Source organism: Prevotella sp. CAG:255, assembly GCF_000431195.1.
Lineage (GTDB): Bacteria > Bacteroidota > Bacteroidia > Bacteroidales > Bacteroidaceae > Prevotella > Prevotella rara.
On the sequence record NZ_HF986769.1, the window covers coordinates 1 to 13431 of the forward strand.

A 13431-nucleotide genomic window follows, 5' to 3' on the forward strand; every position below is an offset into this window, starting at 1 on the left:
TTTTTTTCTTTCCCCACTATTTATCGGGTGAGCCACAAACTCTCCTGACAAGACACCTTATAGTTGTTACATAAAAAAGATGCAACCCTTAGGCTGCATCTTTTTGTTGGGATACCCGGACTCGAACCAGGAATGACAGGACCAGAATCTGTAGTGTTACCATTACACCATATCCCAATTTTATGTCTGCAATCGTTTTGTTTCCTGATTGCGATTGCAAAGGTACGCATTTTTTTTTAACTGACAACATTTTTACCGACTTTTTTCTAAAAAATCTCAAAATAATACGTTTTTTTACCCGAATTACGATAAATCAGTGTACCTTTGCATAAAATAAAATACATTTTTAGGGGTAAAAACAGAATGAAAATTCTTTTTCCTCAGAGATAAAAAAATTCAGAAAATAAATAACACCTTATTTTATTAATGGAACAAACAAAAAATTTAGTTGAGACAATAACTAAAGGTATTCAAGAGAAGAAAGGGTCAAACATTAACATAATCGACCTGAGCGGCATTGAAGGCACAATTTGTCATTATTTTATAATATGTCAGGGCAATTCGCCTTCGCAGGTAGAGGCGATAACAGACTCTGTTGAAGAATTTGCCCGGGTTCACGCCGGAGAAAAGCCGGTTCACGTTGTAGGACTCAACAATGCACAGTGGGTGGCAATGGACTATACAGACGTAATGGTTCACATATTCCTGCCCGAAGTGCGCGAATATTACAATCTGGAAAATCTTTGGGAAGACGCAAAACAGACCCGGATACCTGATTTAGACTGATTGGATTTACCCAAGAAATTTTCAAAAACATATTTAAGTTAGTTTAGACGAACAAATTAACAGAAACAACATGGAGCAAGATAAAAACAACAAGATGCCCAAATTCAGCATGAGCTGGATTTACATGCTTGTGATAATCGGCCTCATAAGCGTCTACCTCATGGGAGGCGACTCTATCGGCGGAAGCGCAAGCAAAAAGGTGTCTTACGATGAGTTCAGGGCATACGTCACAAAAGGCTATGCCTCGGAGATTGTGCTCAACAAGGACGAAAGCACCTTGAAGATGTATGTTAAGGCCGAGCACATACGCGACGTGTTTAAGGCTGGAACGAAAGAAGTGGGCAAGACTCCTTTTGTAACCAGCGAGTTCGGAAGTGCCGACAAGGTTGAAAGCTTTGTCGATGCGGAGCGTCAGGCCGGCAAGTTTAAGGGCAACCTTAACTACGAGAACAAGAAAGGGAGCGACCTGCTCACCATTCTTTTCAACATTGCACCTATTTTATTCTTTGTATTCATCTGGCTGTTCTTCATGCGCCGCATGGGCGGAGGCGGAGGCAACGCCGGAGGCGTGTTCAACGTAGGCAAGAGCAAGGCAAAGATGTATGAAAAAGGAGCCGAGATTAACATCACATTTAAAGATGTTGCCGGACAGGCCGGTGCCAAGCAGGAGGTGCAGGAGATTGTTGAGTTCCTGAAGAATCCAAAGAAATATACCGACCTTGGAGGTAAGATTCCTAAGGGTGCACTGCTCGTAGGTCCTCCGGGAACCGGTAAGACTCTTTTGGCAAAGGCTGTTGCGGGCGAGGCCGGAGTTCCGTTCTTCTCTATGAGCGGTTCTGACTTCGTAGAGATGTTCGTGGGCGTCGGAGCAAGCCGCGTGCGCGACCTGTTCCGCCAGGCTAAGGAGAAATCGCCATGTATCATATTCATCGATGAGATTGATGCCGTGGGACGTGCAAGAAGCAAGAACCCGGCAATGGGAGGAAACGATGAGCGCGAGAACACGCTCAACGCCCTGCTGACAGAGATGGACGGATTCGGCACCAACAGCGGCGTAATCATACTTGCTGCCACCAACCGTGCCGACATGCTCGACTCAGCACTGCTGCGTGCCGGACGTTTCGACCGTCAGATCAATGTGGACCTGCCTGACCTCAATGAGCGTAAAGAGATATTCAAGGTTCACCTAAGACCTGTAAAGACCGACCCGTCTGTAGAGATTGACATGCTTGCACGTCAGACTCCTGGATTCTCTGGTGCCGACATAGCCAACGTATGCAACGAGGCTGCGCTGATAGCAGCCCGCCACGACAAGAAGTTCGTCGGCAAGCAGGACTTCCTTGATGCCGTAGACCGTATTATTGGCGGTCTGGAGAAGAAGACCAAGGTTATGACCCAGGGCGAGCGCCGCACCATCGCGCTGCACGAGGCAGGACATGCCACGATATCATGGTTCCTCGAGCACGCCAACCCGCTGGTAAAGGTGTCTATCGTTCCGCGCGGAAGAGCACTCGGTGCAGCATGGTATATGCCTGAGGAAAGACAGATAACAACAAAGGAGGAGATGCTCGACGAGATGTGCGCCACACTTGGCGGACGTGCTGCCGAAGAGCTGTTCACAGGCCACATATCAACAGGAGCGATGAACGACCTTGAGCGCGTTACAAAGAGTGCTTACGGCATGATAGCTTACGCAGGTATGAGCGACAAGTTGCCAAACATCTGCTACTATAACAACAACGAGTATAACTTCCAACGTCCTTACTCAGAGACAACCGCCAAGATAATGGACGACGAGGTGCTGAAGATGATCAACGAGCAATACGACCGCGCGAAGAAGATCCTTACGGAGCACAAGGATGGCCACAACAAACTGGCCGAGATGCTGCTTGAACGCGAGGTGATATTTGCTGAAGACGTTGAGACAATATTCGGCAAGCGTCCGTGGGTTAGCCGCTCTGAAGAGATTATGGAGGAAGAGGGAAAAGACTCTAAGGCTGAAGGCGAAAGCGACAAGGCTCTGCCCGAAAGCAGCGAGACTGACAACAACGCCGTAAATCAGGAACCGGCATCTGAAAGCAATGCTGAAACCGGCATTTCTGACGGCAATGACAATTCTCAAGAAACAAAATAGATGAGATATGAGTGACAAGATGAAGAACCTTATTGTAAGAAGCATCACGGGCGTGTTCTTTGTGGCAGCCATCGTGGTATGCTTCATGAGACCCATCGCCATGGAGTTTCTGTTTGCTCTCGTAACAGGACTGACGATATGGGAATACTGCGGACTGGTGAACGACGTAAAGGGCGTACAGGTAAACCGCTTTATAAGCACTGTTGCCGGTGTATATTTCTTTCTTGCCGTAGGAGGCTTCTGCAGCGGAATGATTCAGAGCGGTGCCGTGTTCATACCATATCTGCTTACAATAGTATATCTCTTCATCAGCGAGCTTTACATGAAGACGGAGAACGCGATAAACGACTGGGCTTACACCATGCTCGGACAGATGTACATCGCCCTGCCCTTCTCTACCATCAACGTGCTCGCATTCAATGCCACTCCCGACGGCAACGTTGCCTATAACTACATGATACCGCTCTGCGTGTTCATATTCCTTTGGGCCAACGACACGGGTGCCTACTGCAGCGGATCGCTCTTCGGCAAGCATAAGCTGTTTCCGCGCGTATCGCCCGGCAAGAGCTGGGAAGGCTCCATAGGCGGTGCCATCATCGTTCTGGCCGTGGCATGGCTGATAGGATATCTCGATGCACAGAACGGCAACACATCAGGACTTACCATACCGCAGTGGATGGGCCTTGGTCTTGTTGTAGTTGTATTCGGCACATGGGGCGACCTTGTTGAGTCGCTCTTCAAGCGCACCCTTGGCGTAAAGGACAGCGGCAACATTCTGCCAGGTCACGGCGGAATGCTCGACCGTTTCGACTCGTCGCTAATGGCCATGCCTGCTGCTGTTATATATCTTTACTCGCTGACGCTGTTCTGATTAGCAGACTAATCAGTTGCGATATAAACATAAACCGGCGTCATGCTTTCATCTGACATGGAAGGATGACGCCGGTTTTAATTTGAAAAACACATATTAATGCTCACAACTGCATGCCATAAAATGCTGAATGCGACAGACTCTCCGTACAAAACATCTGTAAGAAAAGTAACATCTACAAACAACAAGAACATACAAGCCATGAAAAACAAAGTAAACAGAGAAAAGACATTTACAGTTATAACCATTTTGTGCGCAGTAATAATCATCGGAGCAATAGGTCTATGCCTTTATACGGCAATCGGACATCCTGAAGATGCCGTTTATTATGCCATCGTAATCGCCATAATGGCATTTACGATTCTCTATGTCTACCTCATTTCGCCAAAGTCAATAGAGCTTAACGACACTTCGCTCATAATGCACAAAGTTGTAGGAAAAATAATAATACCACTCGAAGACATCAAGGAAATAAGACCATACGACCAAAGCGGACTTCGCCTGTTCGGAAGTGGCGGTCTGTTTGGAAGCATTGGCCTGTTCACCAATAATGACATAGGCAGACACTACGAATATGTAGGCGACTTCTCCGAGGCATTTCTCGTAGTATTAAATTCCGGCAAAAAATATGTTTTCAGCTGCGAAAACAGCGACAAGGTTATAGAACAGGTACGCAGCAATATCCGGAACTGAAAAGATGTGAATAAAATTTATCCGCAAACAAAAATATTGGACAGCATTATAAAGACGGCATTTATATAAGATTCGTTATCATCCCATATAGACTTTTACAGATTTCACACAAATAATCTCTTTATTTACGCAATACATAAAGTCCCTTCCGTATGCCTCATAAAAGCATTTGGAAAGGACTTTATGTTTACCCAAAATCAGCCATTAGACCGCACATCGCTTTATCCATTTTGTGCATTCATGCTTTCAGAACGAATCCTAATAAACAGATTCGGGTTTATTGAATTCTGTGATGCAGCCGCATTAGCCGGTTGTCATCAACGCCATCAGAGAAAGTATTTTGTTACGGCACAGGCATTACGGTCAATAACTGTCCATTATATCAGAATCGGCTCTTTATGTCGCTGTTGCTGTAGGTCTTTCTCTTGCTGCGTATCTCCTTGCCGAAACTATACGAGAAGCCCAAGGTTACAGACAAAGGCGAATAGTCGTTGTTGAAATGCATGCTCATTCCGTTGTTTGAAATACTTACACCCTTAACATTTCCTGCAAACAAGTTGCTGACTCCCAACTTCATATTAAGGCGTCCCTTAAGGCACGAATAAGCAATACCGCAACTCATTGAGAATCTGCTATCAATAGTTTGAACCACATTTTTGTCTTTCCCCGAATAAGTGGCGGTAACATATCCTGTAAGATTACGGCGTCTGTCGAAAATAAACCTCAAGTCGCCCATGGCAAAAGCCTTGAGAATATGCTCGTTGCTCAAGCTATAACGGCTGTCGGCAGTGGTTTTGCAATAAAACAACTCGCCAAAGATATAAGCCCTCAGCCATGACAGCTTTGTGAAATAGAGGCTAAGATCCACTCCGCAGCCTTCCTTGTCGTAAGCATTCTGCCATTGCGTGTTCGAAGAGCCGTCGGCAGCATTCATCTGCGTAACCTGTCCTATACAGTCAAACTCCTTTGCAGCCCTCAGCTCCAGACCGAGTTCAAGTCCGCTGCAAAGCACTATGTTGTTGGAAAGTCTTACTCCATACCAGTAGTTTGGCTTTATTGTAGGGTTGCCCTGGGCTGTTGAGTTGGCACTCAGATAAGCCGTAAACGGATTGACCACCTGTATACCCGGACGTCTTATTCCGCTGAAAACGCTGACGCCAAAGGTTGACCCGTTGCCCGACCTGTACATCACATTCACAGTCGGAAACAGTCTGCCGTAGTTGTCTGTTGCCAATGTCCCGTTGCCGTTTTCCGACTTTGTATGCGTAAGTTCATATCTTCCGCCGAGCACCATGTCGAAGTGTCCCAACGACTTGTTGAGCGACAGATATCCGGCATAGATGTCTTCCGAATATGTAAAGTCGTCATTTTGCACGGGAAGTGTGGAATAGTCATATAGCGAGGAGTTTCTCGTCTCTGTGAGAGACGTTTTTATTCCTGCATAAAGCTTGATGCTCCAGGGCAACAGAGTTGAGTAGTCGAGCGCAAAGCTCAGTCCCTTAAGATGCGCGCCCACCTGATTGCGAAGATAGTCAACGCTGTCCGTCTGCACGCTGTTTTCATAATAGTAAGAGTTGAAACTGTAGTCACGGTCGTTATCAAACTTAAAAAGGTCCATTATGAAAGATATCCTGTTGGTGCTGCTCCAGTTTCTGTCGATATAAAAGTTAAGGTTCATGTTTCGCCCGTCACGCAATTCAAGCGACGGCGAGCGACTCTCCTCTGTCATCACCCCGGCCATGTCGTATGTGTTCTCAAAGGTCGTGCTTGGATAATTTCTGTATGTATCTATATAATAAGCCTCAATGCCTACTGTTGAAAGCGAATCAATCATAAAGTCTAACGAGCCGGAAATGTTATAGTTGTTGTTTCGCCAGCCCATGTCAGTATGGTTCTTTCGCGTCATGTCTGTAAAATATTTCACATTGCTTTCAGTATATGCAACGCTGCCGTAATTCCAGCTTGCATTAAGCGATGCCGTAACGCGCTTTCTCTGATAGTTAAGGTTCATGCGGGCTGCGTTGCTCCATTTGTCGGCATAGGTTACATCGTCGCCAACTTCGCCGCCTATATAATCGGCACCTCTTTCTGTTATTATGTTTATGATGCCGAAATCGCTTCCTGCATCATACTTTGCGCCTGGCGATGTTATCACCTCTATCTTTGCCACATTTGACGCCCTGTGCGACTTCAGTATATTGATCAGTTCACCCTCAGGAATGGTTTTCATACGTCCGTTAAACATAACCCTTACGCCGTCACGTCCCGGTATTCTGATGTCGTTGTCCGTAACCAATATACCTGGCACATTGCTCAGCAAGTCAAGCAGGTCAGTTTTGCCCTTGCGCAGCCTTATTGCGTCTACTATAAATTTGTCGGCTTCGCGCTTTATCAATTTCTCGCTCACCACTACTTCCTGAAGGTCTATCTCGTCAGACACAAGTGAATCAGACTTATTTACGTTTTGAGCAAACGTATTTAAAGCAGAAAACATTGAAAAGACAAATATCAACTTTATATTTTTCATAGGCTAAGCATAGTTTTATTTCAAAATATATTCAGATATATTCCTTGGAGCCTTTGCACGTCTTAAACCAATAGTAATCACAATGCTCCTCTCCGTATACCTTACAATGTATTGGTGTATCAGCTATTTTTACATCAATCAGATGTGCCTTAATTTCAGCATGCTCCATCTGGGCAACATTATTCTTACCGCCCATATTCAGCTGCCATTTTCAAGGGCACGTCATTTCACAAATTTAATATATCATTATCATAATTTATGACATCGCAAAATAAAAAAAAAAAAAAAATGAAACCAGCAAACTATTTCGCAAAATATTCTAAATTTATTCCTTTTTCTAAAGCGATTGTATAAATTCGTCCCACATCTTTGGCTCAGCATCCTTGCCGAAAGCCTTCTTATACAAACGTTTACGCGCTGATGACACCGAATTGCGTTCTTTGTTAGTCAGTATTGATATATCAGCCGGCCTTACTCCTATTTTCAGCAACAGACACAGACGATATTCATATTCGCTTATCTTGCATAATTCTGTCAAACGATCCTTAAAACCTGCATAATGTCTGTTGACTTCGGCATCTAGCATCAGCCAATAGTCTTTAGGTATTTTTTTATCACACCTCTCGCAGGTGTTATCGTTCAAGACAGCCCTTATCTTTCTAAATATGTCAGAATTAGTGAGTTTGCTTTGTGACAACTCTCTGTTTGCAGTCTGCATATTGGCTATTCTGTTCTGATTCTCAAGCTGTTCCCTGCTGGCCTTCAGCTCGGCTGCAAGACTTTCGTTACAGTCTACGACTCTGGCAAGACGGACATTCAGACTTTCTATCTTACGCTTGTTTTCATCAACAAAAGCACTGCTTTGCTCATACTTTTCTTTCAGATACTTTGTCTCATTCTCATATTTTATCCGCTCAGACATACGCTTTTTCTTTAGATGAGATATAAAAGCAAAAAAGGCAAAAATCAACGAAATGCACATAAAAACAAATATATAAACAATATACCTATTTTCAGCCAATTCGTATTTTAACCTGATATTTTCTTTCTCCTTTTCTGTATAATTATAAACTGCATCAATTCTTGCAACATCTTTTGTCTTTATAATATTTTGGACAGAATCTGAATATGTTTCATATTTGTCAAAGAAATATGCCGCCTTAATCAAATCATTTTTTCGTAAATAATAATGTCCAAGCCATTTTGAAGCCCCATATTTGGCATAAACATTATCTAAATCATAAACCTTTTCATACAGATTCACAGCTTCATCTGTTCTGCCGACCTTATCATATATCTTCGCAACAATAACCAAAACAGCCCTAGCATTTATCCTGTTAACACGGCTCAACGCACGGTTAGCATACATCAACGCCTTACCATATTCACTTTGCTTATAATAATGCTTCGCTATCTGAGCAAGGATATCGGTTTCAAGCAAACTGTCATTTGCTTCCTTAGACAAGTTCAAGGCCTGTTCAAAACATTCTGCTGCCTGACTTTCATTTTTAACACGCTGATAACAATACGCCATACCGCACAATGAATATGCCTGACTTTTTTTGTTCTCTATTTTTTTATTATACAAATAAGAATGTCTGAACGCCTTCAATCCTTTATAATACAATCCTTGATAAAGAAAGATATATCCCATCTGCGAATAAGCCTTATATCTCAACGGACTAGCCGTGTCAGCCAATTCTATCGTTTTCTGAAAATATGGTAAGGCACGCGTGTCATCGTTCATGTCGTTATACACACGTCCTGCATAATAATATGCCATAGGCAGGAGCCGTTTGTCGCCCTCATTCTCATAATAATCAAGGAGACGAAGCATCAGCGTGTCGGTTGTATGGGATATATACAGCTTATCTTCAGTCTTAATGCGCAGCAAATCATAATAGTTTCGGTCTGCCTTGTCGGCAGCATTTATCTTCGGAGCTATGCTGTCGAGCATTACCAAGGCTCGGCGCGGGGATATATCGGCCACACTGTCTATTGCGGACAACACTTCATTGTGAGGCGAACGTTCGGCAACACAGCCGGCCGTTATAAGCACGCATAGCACTATTATTATGCAGTTAAATATCTTCATGAATTTTACTTAAGATTATATCATTCATAATTTAACTATACAAAATGTACATAAAAATATTCATACTATACTTCAAAACAACATATAGTACTGATAAAAAAATCAAAATGGTTTTGGAATAATATTATATTTTTATCACTCCAAAACCACTAAAAGAGTTAACCGAAATTACATATTACCTTCCATTCTTTTATAAATAACATATGTACCATCGGCAAAAAATAAGCCAAAACTTCCATCATTGAATTCAACATAATCATATCCATCAAAATGGGTAATGGTCGTCACTACGATTTCTTGAGCTGATGCTTTTTGAGGAGAAGCTGCTCCTAAACCAATAGCCAAAGCTAAAATCAAAAATAATTTCTTCATTTTCTTTTGTTTTTATTAATTACTATTTAAAGTCCGGACTATTTCTTTTTTATAAACTAAATTCAACCCTCACCATACATTCACGCGGCCTCAACCTTGTAATGGTGTACATCTGCTGAGTATCGGTTATCTGGCGGCGTTCATATTCATCCTTTCCCAAAATATTGCTGCATGTCAGGCTCACTTCATAACGTTTGGTGCGATAAGAGACTGATAAGTCGGCAAAATAGGTGAACGAAACGGCCTTATCGTTGCCGTGGTATATCTCGTTGCTTAACTCTATGTTAAAGCGTCCGGGCATGAAGTAGCACTTCAGACTGTGACTGAATGAACTTAGCGACGACGGCAACGAGGCGCCCGAACGGCACTCCTGTCTGACATAGCTGAACTGACTCTGCTCTTCGACAGAGAACCAGCTGCAAGGCTGGAGCGAGACTGTTGCCGTAGCTCCGGCCATCTGCGTCTGAAACGGCGTAAGCACATTCTGCAAGAGCATGTTATAATCACTCCACTGCCATCGCCCTGACAGCGTAGTAACCAGATGAGCCACGTTCCAGCTCTCGCTTACACGGCAGTTTAATCCGTGCATGACGCTGTTTGATGTAAGGTCAGTGGCCCGCGACTCATACACATTGCCGTCCACATTCATTGAGTAAAGCCGCTGATTGCGCATATTGGTAAAGACATACCCGACAGTGGCAAACAGGCCTTTTATAACATTCTTATATTCTATATTAGCGCTTGCCGTGTGCATCAATGTGTTGCTGAGTTTACCCTGTCCTTCTGTCATCGAGATATAGTCGGTAAACACAGGTATATCGAGCATTGACAAAAAGCCTTCGGGCTTCCACGAGCAGTTATACGTTGCCGTTATGCCGAAATCGGAAACTGGCATAGCTCTGAAAAACAGATTAGGCTCAAATGTAATGTTGTCCTTATGCTGTACGCCATACGTCCGGCTTGTCCAGTAAACAGGCGCAGATGCAACAAGATTTATAATGGAGGTTTTATACGACAGCGACGGTTTCATGAAAGTGCGCCATTCGGTGTAATTCCTTACAGCATCCAAATTCTGCCGGCTTACGCCTATATGCTGCGCCTTCATGTTTGTGCCTATATTATAATTAAGATAAAACGCACCAAGCTTTTGTCCGAAATAGGCGTCACATCCGGCAAGGACGCTGCGCTGGCGAAGGCGCTGCATGGTTGAGTCGGCAAGCAACAGACTGCCCGGAAGCCAGTTGAGCGAAAGATAAGCGTTGACAGAAAGCGAGTGACGACGGGTGATGTTGCGCACAAACGACAGTTTGTCCGTGATGTAGCCCTGACGCGGCTTAACCATCTCTCTTGTCTCAACGCCATTCAATACCGACAAGCCGCTGCTGCGGTCGAAGTCAACATATCCCCTGACATCGTTTGTAAGATACTGTCTTTCGGTATTCTGCCTGTAAAGCACCTCAGCCGACAAGGCGTCGTGACGGCTCTCAGCCGATATGTCCTGCACAATGGCAGCACCGCCTGCCGCCGTATATACCGTGGTGGATGTCTGTCGCTGTTCAGTCATGTCGGTCATGCCGTCGAGCTGTATCCTCAAGTCATTGCCGCCATGCGTCTTCAGCAGCCAGTTGGTTGCAAACAGGTGAGTATGGTTAAATCTGCTGCGCGAGGCGTCAATGGCCGGTGCCGGCAGTGATATGTTGCCGAGCATACCATCGTCCACGGGTGCCGAGTCGTCGAGATATGCCGACATAGGCGTTACTTCCTGTCCGATGTTCTTACCGGTATTGTTATTCTTATACATACTTATGCTCTGCACCTTGCGCGAAAACAGCATTGAGACGATGCGATTGTCATAAAGCCAGCCGAGACTGTTGGTCAACGAAGCTCCCGTTGACAGGTCGAAGGTGTGACTCCACACATTTTTTGCGCTGTCGGTCAGCACGATGTTGAGTGCTGCCTGATCGCTGAACTTTGTATCCTTCAGCGCACGTATGGGCTGATGCCGTTCAAGCACCTGCACCTTTTTCACCTTTCCTGCATCAATGTTATCTGACGCCTGCGCATACTTACCGCCAAGCAGATCCATGCCTTCAATATAGAATTTGTTTATCTTCGTGCCCTGATATTCTATCGAGCCGTCATCATTTACGGTAAGTCCTGGCATTTTTCTGATAACGTCGGCTATGGTGCGGTCTTGCTTGCCGCGAAAGGCGCTCACAAGATAGTTGAGCGTGTCACCCTCCTGTCTGATGCGCTGCGACTTAACAACCACCTCCTTAAGTTCTGTGGCATGCTCGCTGAGCACTATAGCCTTGTCGCTGCTGTAATGCCTAAGAGCAATAGCCAGTTTAGAGTAACCAATCTTGCGCACCTCCATCGTGTCGCACTGCCGGCCTTTACTGTCTACGGCAAACATGCCTTGCTTGTCGGTGAATCCATAAGCCACTACCGACTTGCCGTTTTTAATATACACAGAAGCCTTGTCGACAGGACTGTTGTCCGAGTTGGCAACACGTCCCGTTATAACCTGTCCGTAAGCCGTTGCTGCCAAAAGCCACGCAAACAGGACAAGCGCCATGCGTATGGTTCTGCCGTCACTCACAGTCATTGTCTTCTATAAGTACCGGCGTAACCTTTCTTTGCTTTGTTCTGCCCTTACTGACAGACGGAGCAAGGCCCGTCAGCCTCGTCATCAGCCCTACAGGATCGGTAATCTCCATTTCTGTAATCTTTTGCAGCTCTTTCGGCTCAACAGATTTATATTTTGTCTTTCCCATCGTAATGCTTTCTCCCCTGCCCTTTCTTACAGCCGTGCATACAAACGAGAAACAGCCGTTATCTGTTTCAGCCTTCATTATAAGTCCCGGCAGTCCGCACAATTTCCATGGACCGTCGCTCACGGCGATGTCAGGCGCATACCACACCGTCCATGTCTGTCCGCGAAACTTTGTCCTTGCCTTGTTGCAGTGATACTCGGCTATTATTGAGTCGCCGTCGGCCAGTTGCCAGTCAAAAGCAGGCATATCTTCTTCAGACTTAAGAGCAAAACCATGCAGACTAAGTGTATAAGTAAGTTTGCCGTCAGCCGGATAATTCTTCATCACCATATATTTCTGCCCAAGCGTTCCACTTCCTCTCATCCGTGTGCTTGCAGCCAAAGCCTGTTGCAGTTGTCCACCCGTAGCCTGCACCACGCTGTCAAGCACATGCTGCTGTCGTATGTTTGCCGAAGAATAAAACTTGCTCCACTTATTGCCAATAAGCAGTTCCATCTCGTCTTGCATTGCCGGTCTTTCAACACAAGTCTTAAACCTAGCGTCATAACTGATACACATGACAGCTGTGTCCGACTGAGCCGCCGACAGCACATGACTGCACAAAGCAAGAAGAAATAAAGACAAATAATGTATAACACAAATTCTCTTCATAAGTTCAAACAGTTTAATTTTATTATTTTTATAAGCAAAATTACTCGATTTAGCACAATGCACAAAAATCTGCTGTTCGCAAAAATGTTCGCAAATCATTCCACATTAAGCCTAAGTCATTAGACCGTATATAAGTTTGGTATGTTCATGCTTTCAGCCGTCTTTTTGTCTTTTATTGGCGACTTTTCCTCCGGCCTTTCTTGACATAGCCCGCTATGACTGCGAAAAATCAAACGATAATCCACTTAATATAAAGCAAAAATACAGGCTAAATCATAACGTCTAATCTGGGGTTAAGTCTATAAATCTGTTTCATTTCGGTTGATGTTTTTCATCATTAGCCGATACAAAATTAGTAAAAATTTCAATACGTTCAACCGGCATGATAATTTTAGTCAAAAAAATCGTAAGCAAAACAGATTCCGTACATAAACATTTTTCAATACAGACATGCGCCATAGTGTATACTGTAAGCAATAACAAGGCATTTAGTTATAAATCAAAAGTGGCCGAGTTACGGGTCAA

9 protein-coding genes and 1 tRNA gene are annotated in these 13431 nt (G+C 44.4%); 4 read left to right on the forward strand and 6 right to left on the reverse strand.

What is annotated here, in order from left to right:
• Positions 1-106: 106 nt before the first annotated feature.
• A tRNA-Gln gene (locus tag QVO66_RS01545) sits at positions 107-177 on the reverse strand.
• Positions 178-426: 249 nt separating this feature from the next.
• Between QVO66_RS01545 and rsfS the strand changes: the two genes are divergently transcribed.
• The 4 genes from rsfS (at position 427) to QVO66_RS01565 (ending at position 4484) form a co-directional block, all read left to right on the forward strand.
• Positions 427-786, forward strand: a complete 360-nt coding sequence (gene rsfS / locus QVO66_RS01550; RefSeq protein ID WP_021853618.1) for a ribosome silencing factor — start codon at positions 427-429, stop codon at positions 784-786.
• A gap of 70 nt (positions 787-856) precedes the next feature.
• A complete protein-coding gene (gene ftsH / locus QVO66_RS01555) occupies positions 857-2920 on the forward strand; it encodes an ATP-dependent zinc metalloprotease FtsH (protein WP_021853619.1) in 2064 nt (687 codons plus the stop codon).
• 7 nt (positions 2921-2927) lie between these two features.
• Entirely contained in the window at positions 2928-3791 is an 864-nt protein-coding gene (locus tag QVO66_RS01560; protein WP_021853620.1) for a phosphatidate cytidylyltransferase, read from the forward strand.
• A 201-nt stretch (positions 3792-3992) separates the two neighbouring features.
• The gene (locus tag QVO66_RS01565) at positions 3993-4484 is read left to right on the forward strand and encodes a PH domain-containing protein (protein ID WP_288172431.1); all 492 of its coding nucleotides are present in this window, start codon (positions 3993-3995) and stop codon (positions 4482-4484) included.
• Positions 4485-4866: 382 nt separating this feature from the next.
• On the opposite strand, the gene QVO66_RS01570 is transcribed toward QVO66_RS01565, so the two are convergent.
• The 5 genes from QVO66_RS01570 to QVO66_RS01590 form a co-directional block, all read right to left on the reverse strand.
• A complete protein-coding gene (locus QVO66_RS01570; protein ID WP_021853622.1) occupies positions 4867-7011 on the reverse strand; it encodes an outer membrane beta-barrel protein in 2145 nt (714 codons plus the stop codon).
• A 337-nt stretch (positions 7012-7348) separates the two neighbouring features.
• Entirely contained in the window at positions 7349-8599 is a 1251-nt protein-coding gene (locus QVO66_RS01575; RefSeq protein WP_288172432.1) for a tetratricopeptide repeat protein, read from the reverse strand.
• Between the two features lie 675 nt (positions 8600-9274).
• The gene (locus tag QVO66_RS01580) at positions 9275-9478 is read right to left on the reverse strand and encodes a hypothetical protein (protein WP_021853625.1); all 204 of its coding nucleotides are present in this window, start codon (positions 9476-9478) and stop codon (positions 9275-9277) included.
• Positions 9479-9527: 49 nt separating this feature from the next.
• Positions 9528-12080 (reverse strand): carboxypeptidase-like regulatory domain-containing protein, encoded by a 2553-nt coding sequence (locus QVO66_RS01585; RefSeq protein WP_288172433.1) that lies wholly within the window; start codon positions 12078-12080, stop codon positions 9528-9530.
• Positions 12073-12906 (reverse strand): GLPGLI family protein, encoded by an 834-nt coding sequence (locus QVO66_RS01590; protein WP_021853627.1) that lies wholly within the window; start codon positions 12904-12906, stop codon positions 12073-12075. Before QVO66_RS01590 ends, QVO66_RS01585 begins: the two co-directional genes overlap by 8 nt.
• Positions 12907-13431: the final 525 nt, after the last annotated feature.

Excerpts from the sequence above, each read along its gene's own strand:
- rsfS (WP_021853618.1), top strand. The coding sequence starts at position 427 with ATGGAACAAACAAAAAATTTAGTTGAGACAATAACTAAAGGTATTCAA.
- ftsH (WP_021853619.1), top strand. The coding sequence starts at position 857 with ATGGAGCAAGATAAAAACAACAAGATGCCCAAATTCAGCATGAGCTGG.
- QVO66_RS01560 (WP_021853620.1), top strand. The coding sequence starts at position 2,928 with ATGAGTGACAAGATGAAGAACCTTATTGTAAGAAGCATCACGGGCGTG.
- QVO66_RS01565 (WP_288172431.1), top strand. The coding sequence starts at position 3,993 with ATGAAAAACAAAGTAAACAGAGAAAAGACATTTACAGTTATAACCATT.
- QVO66_RS01570 (WP_021853622.1), bottom strand. The coding sequence starts at position 7,011 with ATGAAAAATATAAAGTTGATATTTGTCTTTTCAATGTTTTCTGCTTTA.
- QVO66_RS01580 (WP_021853625.1), bottom strand. The coding sequence starts at position 9,478 with ATGAAGAAATTATTTTTGATTTTAGCTTTGGCTATTGGTTTAGGAGCA.
- QVO66_RS01590 (WP_021853627.1), bottom strand. The coding sequence starts at position 12,906 with ATGAAGAGAATTTGTGTTATACATTATTTGTCTTTATTTCTTCTTGCT.